Origin of the sequence: Brucella sp. NBRC 12953, from assembly GCF_040369775.1 — a bacterium.
Classification (GTDB): Bacteria; Pseudomonadota; Alphaproteobacteria; order Rhizobiales; family Rhizobiaceae; genus Brucella; species Brucella pseudogrignonensis.
Map to the genome: position 1 here is coordinate 175,789 of NZ_BAABSV010000009.1, position 17,705 is coordinate 193,493.

Consider the following 17,705-nt stretch of genomic DNA (forward strand, 5'->3'; position numbering starts at 1 on the left):
GATCCATTGAATTTGCGATGATTGATTCAACCATTGGCGGCAGCTATTTCTGGAAGGTGACAGGGCAGTCAGCCCGCAGGAATGAAATGGAGAGCACATGTATATCCCTGATGCGCAGCGCTATGAAGCTGTCGACTATCGCGCGACCGGACGTTGGGGTTTGAAACTCCCGCCAATCTCGCTGGGTCTATGGCAGAATTTTGGTGGCGCAGATGTGTTTGAGACCGGTCGCGCGATCATCCGGCGGGCCTTTGACCGCGGCGTTACCCATTTCGATCTCGCCAATAATTACGGACCGCCCTTTGGCTCGGCCGAAGAGAATTTCGGCACCGTGCTCAAGAAAGATTTTCGCGATCACCGTGATGAGTTGGTCATTTCAACGAAAGCCGGCTGGGATATGTGGTCGGGACCCTATGGTCGTGGCGGCTCGCGCAAGCACGTGCTGGCATCGCTTGATCAGAGCCTTGCGCGCATGGGGCTGGATTACGTCGATATCTTCTACTCACACCGTCCGACCAACGACGTCCCGCTTGAAGAAACGGTGGGCGCCCTGGTTCAGATGGTTCGCCAGGGCAAGGCACTTTATATCGGTGTTTCCTCCTACAATCCTGAGCGCACCCGCGAGATCGAGGCCCTGTTGAAAGCAGAGGGCGTGCCGTTGCTGATCCATCAGCCGTCCTACTCGATGCTCAACCGCTGGGTCGAAACTGAACTCCTTGCAACCCTCAAAGATCTGGGAACCGGTTGCATTGCATTTTCGCCCTTGGCGCAGGGTCTGCTGACATCCAAATATCTGGGCGGTGTGCCTAAGGATGCGCGCGTAGCCAAAGGCGGTTCGTTTAACGAACGACTGCTGAGCGAAGGCAATCTTGCGCGGGTGCGTGAACTTGACAAGATTGCGCAAAAACGAGGCCAGTCGCTGGCGCAGATGGCGATTGCCTGGGTGCTGCGGGATCCGCGTGTGACCTCCGCTCTGATCGGCGCGCGGACGGTTGCACAACTTGATGACTCGCTCGACGCACTCAAGAACCTGGCGTTTGCTGACGAAGAACTCAAGGAGATCGACCGTCATGCCGGTGAAGGCAGCATTGACCTGTGGCGTGATGTGATGCAGCAGAATTGAGAAAAAAGCCCTCTTGTCTTTGGTGGTCAAGAGGGCTTTTTTCACTCAAGCTCCGGAGCGCAGTTTCTCGCCGCTGCCAAAATCGCGATAGATGTCGGCGCGTGTTTGCGGAACCGCCGAGATGCCACGTTTGCGCTTGGAGGCAAGGGTCTGGTTGATCTGAACAGTGCCCCGTTCAAAGGCCAGGGCGCAACCCGCCAGATACAGCACCCACAGGCGTGCCTTCGCATAGCCGACTTCCGCCACCGCCTGCTCGAAATTGGCGCTGAGCCGCTCACACCATAGTCGACAGGTGCGGCCATAATGTTCCCGCAGATTCTCCGCATCGTGAACTTCGAAGCCATGTCCTTCAAGATTCTCGATCGTCATGCCCAGATGATCCAGTTCACCGCCAGGGAAAATATATTTCACCAGTGCGAGATGCTCGGCGCTCTTGCGATTGAAGGCTTTCTTATTCCGCTTCATGCGGCGGGTGATGGCGTGGTGCATGTAAAGACCGCCCGGTCGCAAAAGTCTGTTCACGGCCGTAAAATAGGTGTCGTAGTTTTCAATGCCGACATGCTCGAACATGCCCACCGACGAAATCTTGTCGAACTGATCATTGAGTTCAGCATAGGATTTGACGTGGATGGTGATCCTGTCTTCGAGGCCTGCGGCCCGAATGCGCTCCCGCGCCAATGCCGTCTGCGCTTCGGAAAGAGAAACACCCGTTCCCACAACGCCATAATTCTCGACAGCATAGATAAGTAAAGCGCCCCAGCCGCAGCCAATATCGAGCAGACGGTCGCCGGGCTGAAGTCGCAGCTTGCGGCAGATGAGCTCGAGCTTGTCCTTTTGCGCCTGGTCAATATCATTGGCCCAATCGGTGAAATAGCCACATGTATAAACCATGCGCTCGTCGAGGAACAACTGATAGAAGCCGTTGGAGACATCGTAATGATGCGTGATTGCCTCTTTGTTCGAACCGCTGACAAAAGGCGATTTGCCGTCGATTGTCGTCCGAGCGGTCGATTTACCTGCGAATATTAGCGCTGGCAGGTCCTTCAACAATTGCCACTTTGGCAGCTCCTTGATGCGCTGCTTGAGTTTTCCATCAATCTTCGCATTGGCCAGATCAAAAATAGTGCCGTTCTTGACGTCAACGCGACCCGAAACCCAGATATCGATCAAGGAATCGTAATTCGGTTTGAGGAGAAGTTGTCGAACGATCGTTGGATCATTGATAACCAAGGCCGCCCCATCGAAATTGCCGATGCGCGTTCCGTCCCAGAGTTCAATATTGAACTGTGGACGGATGGTCTCGATCACGGTTTTGATGATCCGCACCGACCTGGACTGAGCAACCATTCAACGCCTCTTTCATCTTTTAAGCCAAAGGCTGTAAAGTTATATCGATCCACAATGCTTAGAAGATTTTTTTACAACTTCAACGCGTTGATCGATGCATTCGATGAATAATCTCTGCCGAACGGTCACAGCCGGCTCAATTCTTCGCGAGCCTGCGCGCCGATGGAGTTCCGAAAGGCTCCCATCCTATCATCTTCCTTGCGCAAACAAACGGCAGGCTTAACCAAGGGCGCGCCCTGCTTGCGCCGCAACTGTCTTGGTCAGCAGCGACAGTCGGTCTGCCGCGAGCCGGTTGATCTGCCAGAACAAGGCCGTATCAAGGGTTTTTGCGGGCAAAAGTTCCACCAGCCGTCCCGATGCCAGATGATCCTTGACCAGATGAACGGGATTCATGCCCCAGCCCATTCCCATCAGGCACGCATCGACAAAGCCGTGGCTGGAGGGAAGCCAGTGCAACGGCCCCTGCACGTCTTGCCCCAGGGTTTGTTTGACCCAGCTCGATTGCAGACGGTCCTTCTGATTGAAAGTCAAAGAAGGTGCTACGGCAAGCGCTTTGGCCGTCACGCCCGCGGGAAAATAGCGCGCCACAAATTCTGGACTGGCTGTTGCGTGGTATCGCAATTTGCCAAGCACAAGGCGCTTGCAGCCCGGTATCGGCTTTTCTGCGCTTGTAACCGCGGCAATGACCTGGCCGCGTGCGAGCCAATCTGCGGTAAACTCCTGATCATCGAGTGAAATCTTCAAAAGATAATCCGAGGCCTTGGTAAATGCGGCAGCGGCTGCGAGAAACCAGGTCGCCAGGCTATCCGCATTGACGGCAATGTGCAGCGTGACCTGCTGCAAGGGGCCGGTGTCAGCGGCGAGAGCTGGCAGGTTCTTGAAAAGCTCGGTTTCGAGCATGCCGACATTTTCCATATGTCTGCACAGCCATTCGCCCTTGTCTGTTGCAACACAAGGGGTCGCGCGGATCACAAGCGTCGTTCCCACACGTTCTTCAAGCTGCCTGATGCGCTGCGAAACCGCGGACGGCGTCACATTCAACAGCTGAGCGGCGCGTTCGAAGCTGCCGCATTGAACAATGGTTTGCAAAACCCGCAGAGCTGCATAGTCAATCATGGATTAGCTGTCCTTAACTCAGATAAGTATATTTAATTGGGCTAAAGATATACCAGCGTCTATGGCAGTTTCGACCTTGTTTTTGAAAGATGCGTCGATGGATCCAGCAATCTACATCACCGGCCTGTCCGTTGGGCTCAGTCTGATTATCGCCATAGGAGCGCAAAATGCCTTTGTGCTGCGCCAAGGCATCCGCCGCCAACATGTCTTTGCCGTCAGTCTTACCTGCGCGCTTTCCGATGCGGTGTTGATTGTCATTGGTGTTACCAGTTTCCAGAAAATCGTCACGCTTCTGCCCTTTGTCGATCCCGTCATGCGTTATGGCGGTGCGGCCTTTCTGATCTGGTACGGGTTCAAGAGCTTTTACGCGGCACTCCGATCGTCCGGCGCATTGGAAGTCGAACAGGTGACGACACCCAGTTTCACCACGACCATTGCAATGTGTCTGGCGCTGACCTGGCTCAATCCGCATGTCTATCTGGATACTGTGGTCCTGCTGGGAACAATCTCGACGCGGTTCCCAGGGCATCAGTTTGAATTTGCAGCCGGCGCTGTGACTGGATCATTTCTGTTCTTCTTCACGCTTGGCTATGGGGCGGTCTGGCTCAGACCGATCTTTGCCCGCCCGCAGGCCTGGCGCATTCTTGAAGCAATCATCGGCTGCGTGATGTGGGCCATCGCCTTCAAACTGCTGCGCGGTCTTTAATCAAACAATGAGAAATTCGCCATAGGGCTTGGCGATAGGACCGATGGGCTGCGGGCTTGCCCCTCATCGGCAGGGTCGGCAGCTGGCAGGTCGGCAAATCGCGCAGATATGAAGGGGCTTTTCCTGATGTCTTACCCGAAGGCGGATGCGGCCGGACGTTGCACCAGTCCGGTTACGACCGATGGCAGATCGCCTTTCGATGTCTTGGTCAACGTCGCTTTCGTTTCAAATCACCGCATGGATACGGGGCTCACCCATGCTGCAAGCGACCCCCTTCAAGGCCAAGATCACAGAGGATCATAGGCCGTTGTTTGTCTGTTTAAGGGCAATAGAGAGCTTTGCAGCGAGCGCGACGTCATTGATCGGTTTGCGCACCACCTCGAAATGTCTAAAGCTTTCGGGAATCGAGGAATGATCGCTATAACCGGTCATGAAAATGAAGGGGATACCCAGCGCCGTGAGCTGTGCTGCGATCGTCTCCGATGTGATCCCACCAAGGTTGAAATCAAGAATTGCCACCTGCGGCCGGAATGTCAGCAGCATTTGCAGCGCCTCCTCCGGATCACCGGCAAGTCGGATATCCTCTGCGCCCATCGAGCGCAATGTATCCTCGACATCCATGGCAATAAGACTTTGGTCTTCGACAACCAGAATGGATGTGTGATCAAGCGGCAGGTGCACGGGTGCCTGCACCCCGCCAGCAACCAGCTTTTCGATATCTGCAGCTTCGACTGAGCTGGCCGGAATTACGAAGGTGGCAAACAAGCCGGATGATCGGAGCTCAATGTGAACCTTGCCCCGCAGATCATATTCGAAGGAACTCCTGATGAGCTTCGTGCCAAATCCGGTGCGGGTGGGTTGCACGACAACCGGCCCCCCGGTTTCGAGCCAGCTGATTTCGCATTCTCCCGAGGGCAACAGTTTCCAGTGAATGCGCAATTGACCCAGCGGCGTGGAAAGGGCGCCATATTTGGCAGCATTGGTCATCATCTCGTGTATGACAAGCGAAAGGACGCCATAGGCCCGTTGATCGAGACCAAGACGCGGGCCTTCGATGAGCACTTTGTCTGGGGCTGCATTATCGCGATAAAGATCAGCCTCGGTCTCAACCAAAGTGCCGATCAGGCCGCTCTTTGAGCCATCCAGTGATTGATCATGCGCCGAGGCCAGCGCACGAAGCCGCCCTTCCAGTGTTTGCCCGTAGTCTTCAACACTCTGAGCCCCCATCCCCGTCTGCCGGGCGATGGATTTGACGAGCGACAGGATATTCTTAACCCGGTGATTGAGTTCCGCATTCAAGATACGGCGGCGCTGATCGGTGCGAATGCGTTCCTTTTCCGAAATCTCGCTCTGCCGAAGGATGACATCGCGCAAATAGGTGGCAATGGCGCGGGCGACCGACAAATCGACCTCGGTCCACGGCGTGGATTGTCCACGCACCTCTTCCCGCCAGGTCTCAAAACTGCCGCGCGGTGTCAGCCGCTCTCCAAATGGTGTCAACACAACGGTCTTGGCCGGCTCCCCGGCCCATTCGACCTGATGCGCCTCCTCGTTGCGGAACAAAATCAGATATTCCCCGAAGGTGACAGACAGCGGAATGGCGATCATTCCGGCGACATTTGCAACAGGGTGGTCAAGATGGCGTCCAAGATGCGCCGTCGACCAGACATCGCCGGGTGCTTGCTGTTTGGCGATCTCCAAAAGCGCGCGGGTGGTCTGCTCATCCAGTGCATCCCCGGTCTGAAACCAGTGATCATTCATCCACAGCGCTGCGCCATGGCTGGAAACAAGCTTGGCGAATTCGGGCAATTGCGCGATCAGATCGTCACGCATCGAGTTGTTTGTGCTCAGTCGCGATACAAGCGCATCAAGCTTGGTGCGCACATCGGCTGCCGCCCGGAGTGTGGCTCTGCGTTCACAGGCTGCAATATGCAAGGAAAAATACTGTCCGAACAGTTCAGCACCAATGCGCAAAGGCAGCGGGGTCACCTTGGGCGTGTCATGATGACAGGCGATCAGGCCCCACAGCGCCCCATCAACAATAATCGATATCGAAAGCGAGGCCGCTACACCCATATTGTTGAGATACTGACAATGAATAGGCGAAACGCTGCGCAATTGCGCAAAAGACATGTCGACCGGATCCGCACCCACCGCAAGCGCCGGGACGAGCGCCACAGGATGTGAGGACGTATCCGAGATCATCCTGATTGTGTTGCTGATATAGAGTTTGCGCGCCTGAACCGGTATGTCGCTTGCAGGAAAATGCTGTCCGAGAAAGCTGCCAAGTGCGGATGATTTCGCTTCGGCGATGACGCGACCGGCACCATTGTGCAAAAAGCGATAAACCATCACCCGGTCATATCCCAGCATGGCACGCACCAGTTTTGCCGCAATCGAGGCAGCCCGTTCGACGCTGTCTTCCCGGCCAAGACGATGGATGACGGAGCGGGTCAGATCGAGCGCTTGCCTTGCGGTCTGGCCACGATCAGGGCAGCGTTCAAACTCGACAAAGGTCTTGCCCTGATGCGTGTGAACCATCGCATCAAAAAGACCCACAACGCCCGGCAACCGGAATCCGATGATGATCGAAGACAGGCCTGGCTCGCGCGCCTTGGCAGCCGCATTGCGAAAATCATGCGCATTTTTTTCGCCAACAATCAAAGAAATGTCCATGCCAGGGATCAAATCACCCTGATAACCCGTTAGGGAAGCAACGTTGGATGACGCATACATCAAACGCTGACTGACCGGATCAATCACCAGCATTGCACCATGTGACTGAATTGAGCCCGGAATGTGGATAGGTTCTCGATCGCAATTGGTTAGATTGACAGGCTCGGATATGGACATTTCAGACGGCACACTTTCTCACAAAGACAATGAGGAACAATGTTTAATGGCGGGGAAGAAGGTGGGAGTGGCGGATTTCAATCGCGGCAACTGTCTCGTCCAGTCTGCTTCTATTCGTCTTGAAATATTCCCGGAATCAGCAATTTCAGATTTTCCAATCAGTTATCGATGCTATGTCTAAAAGTAACATAGGCGGACATTATCGTCTGTCCACTAATGGACGCTTCGCATGAAATAGGGATGGATTTCAATGAATGTTCAGGCGCTGCAGGATTTCTCCGACAATCTTCTTTTGATGATGTTGAGCGAGAGTGACCGTCAAAAGCTCGCCCCTCACACCATGGTATTCGAACTTGATGCCTTAACGATCCTGCATAAGGCAGGGGATGATGTCGTCCATACCTGGTTTCCCTGCGGTCCAGCGATGGCCAGTTTTCAGCGCTGGGTCGATGACGACAATCCAGCGGTCGAAATCGCGCTGATCGGGCGGGAAGGTGCGATCGGTGGCATCGTTTCCAATGGCAGTCTGCCCGCCTACGCCACCGCCTTGGTACGCAATCCGGGTCGTTTCTATCGCATCAAGACCGCAGCGCTTGAACAGGTGAAGACAGAATCCATTGCTTTGCGGCACTGGTTTGCCCGCTATTCCGACTGTCTGATGGCTCAGGTTTTTCAAACAGCTGCCTGCAATGCAACCCATACAATCACCCAGCGCACCGCCAAATGGCTGCTGGCAGCGGCAGCACGAACCAGTTCCGATCATTTTGAACTGACCCATGATCAACTCTCGGAAATGCTTGGCGTCGGCAGGACATTTGTCACACGCACCATCGGCCAGTTGCGCGCTGAAGGCGTGATCTCCACCGGCAGGGGCGTGGTCACAATTCAAGACGAAGCGGCATTGCGAAAGAAATCCTGCAATTGTACCGCCGCAATTGAAGAGCATTACGACGCGGTCATGCACGGAATATATTGAAAAATTCGAACGGTTTCAGATTTCAAGGAGTAGATTTTCGAATGGACCAACAAATGACGAATGCCTTTACCGCTGTGCCTAGCGGACTTGGACAATTATGGGCTCTGGCAATTCAATATGGTCTCTCTTTGCTGGGTGCCATTATCCTGCTGGTCGGGGGCTGGTTGATCGCCCGTTTTCTCAGTGGCTGGGCCTATCGGGGTCTGTCGAATGTGCGTGGCATCGATGAGACGCTCGCCCGCTTTTTCTCGCGCGTTCTGCATTATGCGCTGCTGTTGCTGGTGCTGGTGATGGTGCTCGGTCAGTTCGGCGTTCAGACGGCGTCCATCATTGCGGCGCTCGGTGCTGCTGGTCTGGCGATAGGATTGGCACTGCAAGGCACATTGCAGAATATCGCCGCCGGGATCATGTTGCTGGTGCTGCGGCCCTTCCGGGTCGGCGAATATATCGAGACAGCCTCGGTAAAAGGCACGATCTCCGAAGTCGGTCTGTTTGCCACAGAACTCAAAACCGAAGACGGACTTTATCTGATGGCGCCCAATTCCACCTTGTGGAACACGCCGATTACCAATTTCAGCCGCGAAGCACAGCGTCGGCAGTTGTTATCGATTGCTGTTGCTGCAGAGAGCGATATTCAGTCCGTGAAACGGACCGTTGCTGAGATCATAAGATCGGATCAGCGGGTCAGTAGCAACCCCGCTCCACGCGTCATGTCGGAAGATCTTACCGCCGATAAAATTGCCTTGCGCATCGAATATTGGGCGAGCTCGCGCGATTTTTATCAGACCAGGAATGATATTATCGATACCCTGAAGGCCGGCTTGAGCGACAAGGCCATCACCCTGCGCTGACACCAACAGGCCCGCTCGCTTGATGAATTGGTCCTGGCATGCTGGTGCCAGGACTGCTTGGCTTGGCGGCGCGCAAATGAGACATCCGTCTATCGTCGCTGTTCCGCTCCTCCTGTCGCCAGATAATGACGCAATCTGGGAACCATGAAATCGAGAAGGGCCCGGACACGATGCGGCAGGCGTTCGCCGCCCATGAACACAGCATGTAAATCTTCCGTATCGCCGCTCGTCTCCTCTGTCAGGATTTCAACCAAGGCACCGGTCTTCAGCTCGTTGCGGATATGATATTCCCCCAATTGTGCAATTCCCATTCCCAGCACCGCCATTCGCCTCACCGTCTCACCATTATTGGCAAGCAGACGTTGGTGGGTCACGCTATCCAGCGTCCGGCGACTGTTGCGCAAGGCAGAGACTTGGGTTGAGCGTCGGAAATTGAAGCCGAGACATTGATGCGCGTCGAGGTCTCTGGCGGTCGCGGGCACGCCATGTCTTTCCAGATAATGGGGGGAGGCGACGATCCTTCTCCGCGCGGTTCCCAGCTTGGTGGCAGTCAGCGAAGAGTCGCCCAGAACGCCGATACGAAAGGCGACATCCGTCCGGTCGAGATAAAGATCGATCACTTCGTCCGATAATGACAGATCCACGACGATATTGGGGTGCAGTCTCCAGAATTCAGGCAGCAATGGCTCGACTGCGACGGTCGCAAAACCGACCGATGAGGTGATGCGAACAATCCCGCCCGTCCCCCGTCCACCGTGCGAGACGTCGCGCTCGATATCGTCGAGCTCTGCAAGCAATCCCTGGCCACGCTCGTAATATCGGCGCCCCTCAGCGGTCAGGGAAAGGCTGCGGGTGGATCGTTCCAGAAGCCGGACGCCCAATCGCGCCTCAAGACGGCCAATCAGCTTGGACACAGACGAGGGCGCGATATGCAACTGTCGCGCCGCCTCGGAGAAATTTCCGGTGTCGACGACACGCAAAAATACATCCATCTCTCCAGCACGATTGTCCATCTGCATCACCTATGAAATCAATTCATAAAACATATGCTTTGTAGTTGCATTGTCAATTGTAGCTCGCCGATCTATCTCGGGGCAGAGTTTCAATTTCTCGCGCCGTCGGGCGCCCGAAAAATCGATCATCGAGGTTTGAAAATGGTAGGAAGCCGGTTTAACTGGCCGTTGCTGGCGTTGGCGACGGGCGCTTTCGCGATTGGCGTCACAGAATTCGCACCGATGGGGATGCTGCCGGTGATTGCCGCAGGCGTGGACGTCTCGATTCCCTCTGCAGGTCTTCTGGTCAGCGCCTATGCGATCGGCGTCATGGTGGGTGCACCCGTTATGACGCTGCTGTTTTCGCGTTTTGGCAAGCGTTCGGCGCTGATTGCCCTGATGGTGATCTTCACCCTGGGCAATATCATATCCGCCTTGGCGCCGGGATATTGGACGCTGCTGTTTGCACGTGTGATCACCAGCTTGAACCATGGCGCCTATTTCGGTCTCGGTGCCGTGGTCGCTGCGGGCCTTGTCGCCCCAGAAAAGCGGGCGAGGGCGGTCGCTGCCATGTTCATGGGCCTGACCATCGCCAATGTCGGCGGGGTGCCAGTTGCCACCTGGATCGGTCAGCAGATCGGTTGGCGCGAAGCATTCGGCGGGACAGCGTTGCTGGGACTTCTGACCATTGCGGGTCTGGCTGCAGCCTTGCCAAAGGGCCAGGCGAGCCAGAGGCCAGACATTCGCCGCGAGTTGCAGGTGATGCGGCGTGCGGATGTCGTGCTGCCGATGCTGACAACGGTGCTGGGTGCCAGTGCAATGTTCGTCCTCTATACCTATGTCGCGCCGATCCTCAAGGCTGAGACGGGCGCCTCCGACAATTTCGTCACGCTGTCGCTTGTTCTGATCGGGCTGGGCTTTACACTTGGCAACTTTATCGGCGGCCGCGCTGCTGACTGGTCGCTGAATGGCGCAGCAATCCTGTTTCTCGCGCTTTTATCGACCGTGATGCTTCTCTCACCGCTGTTGTTGGTGAATTCACTTTCCGCAAGCATCACGCTCGTCATCTGGGGTATCGCCGCTTTTGCAATCGTTCCTCCCCTGCAAATGCGGGTCATGCAGGCGGCTTCCGAGGCGCCCGGACTTGCCTCATCCATCAATATCGGGGCGTTCAACCTTGGCAACGCCATCGGTGCAACCATTGGCGGTGCGGTGATCAAGGCAGGTGTCAGTTACGCCTTTGTGCCTGTTGCAGGCGGTGTGACTGCCTTGGTCGCTCTGGGGCTGGTCGCTTTTGGGCGCCGCCAGCTCCAGCCGCAACCCTGCTAGAGGGAGGCTTGGGCGTGGCGCTTGCAACTCGCGCGCTTGCCGCTGATGCTTCAGACATCAGAGCTCTTTCACAGGAGCTCTGATCAGTTCAGCCTTGCGCATGAAGCGGTTTCGCAATTCAAACGGGAAGCGGTAGATTGTCGGTGGTCAAGCGGGGTGGCAGCAAACGGAACGGGGAACGTCTGAATGCCGCTCGATACTCACTTGGTGGTGTAACCACCATTGACAAGGATCGTCTGACCCGTCATCCACCAGCCGTCCGAGACCATGAAACGGATATAGGGCACGATATCCGCAATGTCGGTCAGGCCGGTCTTGGAGAAGTTCGATAGTGCCGCCGCGGTTTTGTGGTAAGCCACCGCATCCGCGCCCTCTGCTGGATAGAAAAATGGCGTATCCATCGGACCCGGGCCGATCGCTGTGACCGAGATCCCACGATCGCCAAATTCCTTGGCTGCTGCACGGGTAAAGTGTTCGACCGGCGCCTTGGTGCCGGCATAGCCTGCATAAAAGGGCGTGAAGGCGCCCAGCAGGGATGTGACGATCGTTACGAGCTTTCCATTATCCTTGAGATGGCGTCCCGCCTCCTTGATAAAGAAAAACGCCGCCTTGGCATTGATTGCACTCAAATCATCATAGTCGGCTTCCGTGATCTCAAGAATTGGCTTTTTCAACACCTTGCCGACCGTATTGATGGCGATGTCGGGCCTGCCAATCGCTGAAATGGTCTCTGCAAAAAGCGTCTCAACGGCTGCGGCCGTGCGCAAATCGCCTTGAAGGGCCACTGCGTTTGCACCGCATGCCTTGATTGCCGCCACCGTTTGCTGCGCTTCGGACATTGCGGAAGCGTGGTGATAGTGAATGGCGATGGCCTTGGCGCCCTGATTTGCAAGATCGCGTGCGATCAGGCCGCCAAGATTCTTTGCGCCGCCGGCGATGAGAACGGTTTTTCCTTCAATGCTGTGATCAATCATCGTTCATTTCTCCAGGTAAAAAGCGCTCACGCGCATGCGTCGCAGTTACCCGACAAGGTATCGTCTGGAAATCGAAGATAAAGCACCGTAATCTGACAGGACTTGTCAGGGAATCTGCACAATAGGAAGTGGGAACCGCTTTGGATCGGATTGATCTGTTTCGCATTTTTATCCGCGTGGTGGATTGTGCCAGTTTCACACGCGCTGCAGCGACATTGGGTGTGCCGCGTTCCTCGGTATCGGCTGCGGTGCGCGAGCTGGAAATCCGGGTCGCTACAAGACTCCTGCACCGGACAACCAGACATGTTTCAACAACCCATGATGGTCTGGCCTTTTATGAGCGCTGCCAACGCGTCATTGCGGATGTCGAGGAGACCCAGAACCTTTTTCGGCAAGCCCGTTCGCAGCCGTCAGGCAAGATTCGTATCGATGTTCCCGGCCGAATAGGCCGCCTCATCATCGCGCCGGCTCTTGCGGATTTTCTTGATAATTACCGGGAAATCGATGTCGAGCTCGGGGTGAGCGATCGTGCAATCAATCTGGTGGAAGACAATGTCGACTGCGTGCTGCGGGTGGGACCGCTCGCCGATTCCGGGCTCATTGCCCGCCCGCTCGGCCAACTCCCTCTGATCAATGTCGCAGCACCTGACTATCTTTCGCGCTATGGAATGCCTTGCTTGCCGGATGACCTTCAGCATCATTGGGCTGTAAACTACGCATCGCCCAGCAACGGGCGCGTCGAAGATTGGGAATGGGTTGATGAATCCGGGCTGCACCATATTCCGATGAGGGGCCGCGTGACTGTGAACAGCGCCGAAGCCTACATCGCCTGTTGTCTGGCCGGGCTCGGGCTCATTCAAATCCCTGCCTATGATGTGAAGACCCACCTGGCTGCGAAGGAACTTTTGCAAGTGATGCCGGCTTTTCGGGCGGCACCCATGCCAATGACTTTGCTCTATCCGCATCGGCAGCATCTGTCACGTCGACTTCATGTGTTTGTTGAATGGCTGGAAAACCTTTTGCACAAAGAGCTTGTCTGATCGGCTTTAAAAACAATATCAACCCGGTAAGCCTAGGCATGGATTGGAGAGGAGGCTATAGACGCTTGAAAGCGCGTCCGAGCCAAGGTGCTGTGCTGGTTAATGTTTAGCTTTGCAAAAAGGTTGCGGTGGCGAAGATATGGCCGAACGGGCCAGTGATAGGGAAAAGTCGCTTCCGCGCTTGAATTTAATTTCAGAGATCTGCCCGCCGCCCTTCAATTCATATCGAGCAGGAAATCCTGCCAGTCGATGCTGGCGGGTTCACAGGCTCGACAAGGGTCAATACCTGCCCAAAGAATCAAGACAACCGCCAGCGCCCGCATCTCGACAAATCCTTTCGTATGGTCGCCCGCCGAACGCGCGGCATCTTGATTTCAAGACGCGTCGATAAGATCGGCAACCACGAAAGATTGCGACAGCGCAACAATACAATCGAAGAAAGTCAAACAGCACTTTGAACATCAGCCGTGCGGGGTTGCGACCGGGAGTGTCACACGAAACAACGCGCCGCCGCTTGCGCTCTCGCCAACCGTTACCGAGCCATGATGGCGAGCGACGATCTGCTTGACCAGATTAAGGCCGAGACCGGCGCCGCGATCGGTTAATTGCACGCGATGGAACGGTTCGAAAATGCGTTCACGCTCACCGTTTGGAACCCCGTTGCCCTCGTCCGATACTTCGATGACGCCTGGACCACCGGTTTTGACCCAGATTGTTCCCCGTTTGCCGGCATGCTGGATCGCGTTCTGAACGAGGTTTGTTAACACCCGTTGCAGAGCACCTTCGTCTCCCATCACGCTCGAACCCTTATCACTTGCAAGCAAAGCCAGTTGGTATCCACTGGCGATGGCGATTGGAGCGAGATCCGCGACCACTGTTTCGCACAAGCATCTCAGATCGACCGGCTTGAACGTCGTCGACGCCTTATCAAGGCGCTGCAGATCAAGCAGTTGCTCGGAAAGGGCGGATATTCGTGCCGCATCGGCGAGCACCCGGCTTCGGAAATCGCTTTCCGGCATGCCTTCGATTCGGGTCTGCAGGATCGCAACGGGCGTTCTCAACTCATGCGCTGCATCAAGAATAAATCTTTGCTGTCGCTCATAGCCTTCATCCAGGCGCCGCAATGCTCTGTTGATTGCTTCTACAAGCGGGCGAACTTCAGCCGGAACGCCCTGATCGGACAAGCGCATGCCGCGACTGTCGATATCGATCAGCTCCGCCTGTGCCGCCACATTTGATAGGTCGGCAAACCCACGCTTGACGATGAACGGGATGGCAAACACCGTAATCAACCCAAGCACGCCCAGAATAGGAATGGTGAGAAGGTTTGAAAGGACGACCACGACAAATGTCATGCTCAGCAAATTCCCTTTGCCCATCACCGTCAAATTTCCGGCAGTGCCTTTAACGTTCCGGATGACGGCGGAGAGAAAATAAGAATTCAGATTGTCGCGAATATCAGCGAAAGTGATGCGATCAAGAATATCGCCAAAATCCTGATAAAGCGCAGGCACTGGCCCGTATTGTACCACTTCTCCCTTGTCACTACGGGCAACGAACCAAAGATCAGGCGCCGATTCGCGCATGGCTACCAGCTCCGACGTTTCGACGATCGCCAGCTTTCCCGCATCGTCCCGGGCGATGGCCCGCGCTGCGATTTCGGTGATTTCAGGGTCAACCAGGGCGCCGCCATCTTTTGCGCCTATCAGATAGGCGACAAAAGCGAGCACGAAGAGGATCAGAAACCCCGCCTGAAACAGCAGCAATTGCCAAATCAGCCGTCGGCGCAAGGAGTTGCGTTGAAAGCGGATCATGGAAGCGCCCGCAACAGATAGCCGACCCCACGGATGCCGTGGATCTCGACGCCTGCCTTTGCCTCGCTCAGTTTCTTTCGCAAACGGGAAATATGAGAATCCAATGCATTGGACTGGATTTCGTCATCGAAGCTGTAGACGGCTTCTTCAAGAACACGTCTTAACACGGTTCTTCCCTGCCGGCGCATCAGCGATTCCAAAACAAGCAATTCGCGCCGTGGCAAGTCCAAAGTCTGCCCCTGAACCCGCGCCTCTCGATCGCCAGGCAAATAGACCAGATCGCCGACACTCAGAACCAGAGGAGCAATCACCGGTGGTCTTCGCAAAAGTGCGCGCAAACGCGCCACCAGTTCTTCGACAGCGAAAGGTTTGCCCAGATAGTCGTCCGCGCCCTGATCCAGACCAGCAACCCGTTCTTCCATCGCACTGCGGGCGGTCACCACGATCACGGGAATATTGCAGGATTTCCTGCGCAGATAGCTTAACAGATTCAAGCCATCGTCATTGGCCAACTGACGATCGAGCACAATTGCATCATGGACATGGTCATCCACAGCGTTCTCGGCGCTTTCCAGATCGGTGACGTGATCCACAACCATATCGTAGCGCGCCAAAGCCACGCGGAGCGCTTCCGCCATCTGTATTTCATCTTCGACCAGCAACAGGCGCACGCAATAGTCCTCAATCGTTTCGCTTTAACGGTTTGCTCGGCGTGGGTTGCAGGAAGATTACGCCCTTTAATATCTTATGGTACAGATCGATGTCGCGTTGAGTTCGGCTTTACGGCGGCCTTGGCCGGGCCAGGGATGGTCTGTCGGCCCGTATTCGCTTGAACGTCCGGATAATGCCAATGCCTTGCGATCGACGATCGGGCCCGAACTCGTTCTGTGCGGGCCACCGTCAGGGAGCAATTTATGATGGGAGATAGCTGACTGTCACGCCGCGCTGGCGAAAATAAGCCTGAAGAAGTTTGCGGCCTGAACGATTATTCTGGACCAGTTTGCCCGGGTCGAGAACAACTTCTTTCGTGCCGGCCTGCGCCAATGCGGCCTTCAGGTTGGCAATATGGAGATCAATATCCACGTTATCCGCCGCAAGTGATTCATAAATCCGCTGTGTTGCTGCTTCGATCGCGCTGTCTGTCATGATCAGTTTCCCTGTCCTTGTGTTCAAGTCAATTCCTGGTCGGGTCATTGCCCTGCCGAAAAATCTGCTTTTGGTCAGCCGTAAATCGGCGTGTTCCTTAACAGACTGACGCTTGAACCTGTTAGGGCAAAGCCATCTGGTCATCAATGCTCGTTTCATGAAGCGAAATACATCCGGGTGCTGCTGATCCCATTGACTGGCGCGAAACCGACTGGCGACTAAATGAACTGCAGTGCGGAGAAACCGCGCCAGGCCCTCGTACGCTGCTATCGCGTTTGAGAGTTGCGCCAACACATTCCGACCGTTTCTGGTCCATGTATTTAATTGGCACTTAGCCGTAGGATTGTCGCCCTGGAAAGGATTCGCCCAAAAACAGGAACGGGACGTGTTGCGTCCTGTCCTATCGACGCTCTTTCGCTGCGTCCCACAGGAATCAGCTCATTTGGTTGATTAATGTTTGTTAAAGTTGCCTGGTTTTGTCTGTGGAAAGAAACTTTGTATTTTTTTATGAATGAACGTTGACAGTTTTGCTTTGTGGGGTCTATATGGCGCTCACCGAGGGCGGCGAGCGTCGCAAGCGACAGAATGCTTCGTCCTTGGAGTTGAGTTAGGCGATTAAGATTTCGGTTTTGATTGTTTGGTTTGGCGGCGTTGACGGGGTGGAAGCTTTGTTGATGTATTGAGGAAGGAACGGTTGATAAGGCTGTGAATTTCTTGAAAAAAATGGGTTGACACGGTTTGCACTGTGGATTAGATACCCGGCACCGCTAAGACGGAGCGAGACGAGATTGAGAGTTGGGGCCGAAAGGTTCTGATGATTGAGATTGGGTCGCGGAGTTAAGCGGGTGAGTTTTCGACGGTTTTGAGACTGTCTGTTCTTTGACAATTTTATACAGAAGAAAGAGAAACGTGGGCGGCATTGTCTGCTGATGGTTCGGGTAACCGGATTATCGAACAGAACTTTGGCGGACACGTTTCTTGATAGAACTATGTTACCTGACTTTGAGCTTGGGCATTTGCCTTGAGATTGAAGTTGGTGTGTAAAATATGTTCTCGTCAAATTTGAGCGTGACCACGGTTCTGAGTGTCTATTCGCAAGGATGGATGCTTTGACCAAAATAGCCAATTATCAAATTTTCAACTTGAGAGTTTGATCCTGGCTCAGAACGAACGCTGGCGGCAGGCTTAACACATGCAAGTCGAGCGCCCCGCAAGGGGAGCGGCAGACGGGTGAGTAACGCGTGGGAATCTACCTTTTGCTACGGAATAACTCAGGGAAACTTGTGCTAATACCGTATGTGTCCTTCGGGAGAAAGATTTATCGGCAAAGGATGAGCCCGCGTTGGATTAGCTAGTTGGTGGGGTAAAGGCCCACCAAGGCGACGATCCATAGCTGGTCTGAGAGGATGATCAGCCACACTGGGACTGAGACACGGCC

At 55.0% G+C, this 17,705-nt stretch carries 14 protein-coding genes and 1 rRNA gene; 7 read left to right on the forward strand and 8 right to left on the reverse strand.

Annotated elements, in window-relative coordinates; translation table 11 throughout:
- Positions 1–97: 97 nt before the first annotated feature.
- Positions 98–1,123, forward strand: coding sequence for an L-glyceraldehyde 3-phosphate reductase (mgrA, locus tag ABWV94_RS19830; protein ID WP_353415084.1), 1,026 nt, complete (start codon positions 98–100; stop codon positions 1,121–1,123).
- Positions 1,124–1,168: 45 nt separating this feature from the next.
- Here mgrA and ABWV94_RS19835 read toward each other — a convergent pair whose 3' ends face one another.
- Together ABWV94_RS19835 and ABWV94_RS19840 are read right to left on the reverse strand one after the other, a co-directional pair.
- Positions 1,169–2,470, reverse strand: coding sequence for a class I SAM-dependent methyltransferase (locus tag ABWV94_RS19835; protein WP_113499591.1), 1,302 nt, complete (start codon positions 2,468–2,470; stop codon positions 1,169–1,171).
- Between the two features lie 219 nt (positions 2,471–2,689).
- Positions 2,690–3,586 (reverse strand): LysR family transcriptional regulator ArgP, encoded by an 897-nt coding sequence (locus ABWV94_RS19840; RefSeq protein ID WP_353415085.1) that lies wholly within the window; start codon positions 3,584–3,586, stop codon positions 2,690–2,692.
- 97 nt (positions 3,587–3,683) lie between these two features.
- On the opposite strand from ABWV94_RS19840, the gene ABWV94_RS19845 reads away from it, so the two are divergent.
- Positions 3,684–4,292, forward strand: coding sequence for a LysE/ArgO family amino acid transporter (locus ABWV94_RS19845; RefSeq protein ID WP_113499694.1), 609 nt, complete (start codon positions 3,684–3,686; stop codon positions 4,290–4,292).
- Between the two features lie 297 nt (positions 4,293–4,589).
- Here the strand turns inward: ABWV94_RS19845 and ABWV94_RS19850 are convergent, their stop codons facing one another.
- Positions 4,590–7,145 (reverse strand): HWE histidine kinase domain-containing protein, encoded by a 2,556-nt coding sequence (locus ABWV94_RS19850; protein WP_353415086.1) that lies wholly within the window; start codon positions 7,143–7,145, stop codon positions 4,590–4,592.
- A 250-nt stretch (positions 7,146–7,395) separates the two neighbouring features.
- On the opposite strand from ABWV94_RS19850, the gene ABWV94_RS19855 reads away from it, so the two are divergent.
- Positions 7,396–8,121: a Crp/Fnr family transcriptional regulator gene (locus ABWV94_RS19855; protein WP_113499583.1), complete on the forward strand. Its 726-nt coding sequence runs from the start codon at positions 7,396–7,398 to the stop codon at positions 8,119–8,121.
- A gap of 41 nt (positions 8,122–8,162) precedes the next feature.
- Positions 8,163–8,972 (forward strand): mechanosensitive ion channel family protein, encoded by an 810-nt coding sequence (locus ABWV94_RS19860; protein ID WP_113499581.1) that lies wholly within the window; start codon positions 8,163–8,165, stop codon positions 8,970–8,972.
- Between the two features lie 89 nt (positions 8,973–9,061).
- Here the strand turns inward: ABWV94_RS19860 and ABWV94_RS19865 are convergent, their stop codons facing one another.
- Positions 9,062–9,985: a LysR family transcriptional regulator gene (locus tag ABWV94_RS19865; protein ID WP_353415087.1), complete on the reverse strand. Its 924-nt coding sequence runs from the start codon at positions 9,983–9,985 to the stop codon at positions 9,062–9,064.
- 141 nt (positions 9,986–10,126) lie between these two features.
- Between ABWV94_RS19865 and ABWV94_RS19870 the strand changes: the two genes are divergently transcribed.
- Positions 10,127–11,293 (forward strand): MFS transporter, encoded by a 1,167-nt coding sequence (locus ABWV94_RS19870; protein ID WP_353415088.1) that lies wholly within the window; start codon positions 10,127–10,129, stop codon positions 11,291–11,293.
- Between the two features lie 200 nt (positions 11,294–11,493).
- Here the strand turns inward: ABWV94_RS19870 and ABWV94_RS19875 are convergent, their stop codons facing one another.
- A complete protein-coding gene (locus tag ABWV94_RS19875; protein WP_353415089.1) occupies positions 11,494–12,267 on the reverse strand; it encodes an SDR family oxidoreductase in 774 nt (257 codons plus the stop codon).
- A gap of 140 nt (positions 12,268–12,407) precedes the next feature.
- Between ABWV94_RS19875 and ABWV94_RS19880 the strand changes: the two genes are divergently transcribed.
- Entirely contained in the window at positions 12,408–13,307 is a 900-nt protein-coding gene (locus ABWV94_RS19880) for a LysR family transcriptional regulator (RefSeq protein WP_353415090.1), read from the forward strand.
- Positions 13,308–13,768: 461 nt separating this feature from the next.
- Here the strand turns inward: ABWV94_RS19880 and ABWV94_RS19885 are convergent, their stop codons facing one another.
- The 3 genes from ABWV94_RS19885 to ABWV94_RS19895 all read right to left on the reverse strand — a co-directional run bounded on the left by ABWV94_RS19885 (position 13,769) and on the right by ABWV94_RS19895 (position 16,267).
- A complete protein-coding gene (locus tag ABWV94_RS19885; RefSeq protein WP_353415091.1) occupies positions 13,769–15,121 on the reverse strand; it encodes a sensor histidine kinase in 1,353 nt (450 codons plus the stop codon).
- On the reverse strand, positions 15,118–15,792 hold the full coding sequence (locus tag ABWV94_RS19890) for a response regulator transcription factor (RefSeq protein WP_353415092.1): 675 nt from the start codon (positions 15,790–15,792) through the stop codon (positions 15,118–15,120). Before ABWV94_RS19890 ends, ABWV94_RS19885 begins: the two co-directional genes overlap by 4 nt.
- A gap of 241 nt (positions 15,793–16,033) precedes the next feature.
- Positions 16,034–16,267, reverse strand: a complete 234-nt coding sequence (locus ABWV94_RS19895) for a hypothetical protein (RefSeq protein ID WP_113499564.1) — start codon at positions 16,265–16,267, stop codon at positions 16,034–16,036.
- Positions 16,268–17,405: 1,138 nt separating this feature from the next.
- On the opposite strand from ABWV94_RS19895, the gene ABWV94_RS19900 reads away from it, so the two are divergent.
- Positions 17,406–17,705 (forward strand): 16S ribosomal RNA (locus tag ABWV94_RS19900); the annotation flags it as partial.

Bases quoted from the DNA above. Each gene is read 5' to 3' on its own strand.
- ABWV94_RS19865 (WP_353415087.1), bottom strand. From the start codon at position 9,985: ATGGACAATCGTGCTGGAGAGATGGATGTATTTTTGCGTGTCGTCGAC.
- ABWV94_RS19855 (WP_113499583.1), top strand. From the start codon at position 7,396: ATGAATGTTCAGGCGCTGCAGGATTTCTCCGACAATCTTCTTTTGATG.
- ABWV94_RS19870 (WP_353415088.1), top strand. From the start codon at position 10,127: ATGGTAGGAAGCCGGTTTAACTGGCCGTTGCTGGCGTTGGCGACGGGC.
- mgrA (WP_353415084.1), top strand. From the start codon at position 98: ATGTATATCCCTGATGCGCAGCGCTATGAAGCTGTCGACTATCGCGCG.
- ABWV94_RS19895 (WP_113499564.1), bottom strand. From the start codon at position 16,267: ATGACAGACAGCGCGATCGAAGCAGCAACACAGCGGATTTATGAATCA.
- ABWV94_RS19835 (WP_113499591.1), bottom strand. From the start codon at position 2,470: ATGGTTGCTCAGTCCAGGTCGGTGCGGATCATCAAAACCGTGATCGAG.
- ABWV94_RS19885 (WP_353415091.1), bottom strand. From the start codon at position 15,121: ATGATCCGCTTTCAACGCAACTCCTTGCGCCGACGGCTGATTTGGCAA.
- ABWV94_RS19860 (WP_113499581.1), top strand. From the start codon at position 8,163: ATGGACCAACAAATGACGAATGCCTTTACCGCTGTGCCTAGCGGACTT.
- ABWV94_RS19840 (WP_353415085.1), bottom strand. From the start codon at position 3,586: ATGATTGACTATGCAGCTCTGCGGGTTTTGCAAACCATTGTTCAATGC.
- ABWV94_RS19845 (WP_113499694.1), top strand. From the start codon at position 3,684: ATGGATCCAGCAATCTACATCACCGGCCTGTCCGTTGGGCTCAGTCTG.
- ABWV94_RS19875 (WP_353415089.1), bottom strand. From the start codon at position 12,267: ATGATTGATCACAGCATTGAAGGAAAAACCGTTCTCATCGCCGGCGGC.
- ABWV94_RS19850 (WP_353415086.1), bottom strand. From the start codon at position 7,145: ATGTCCATATCCGAGCCTGTCAATCTAACCAATTGCGATCGAGAACCT.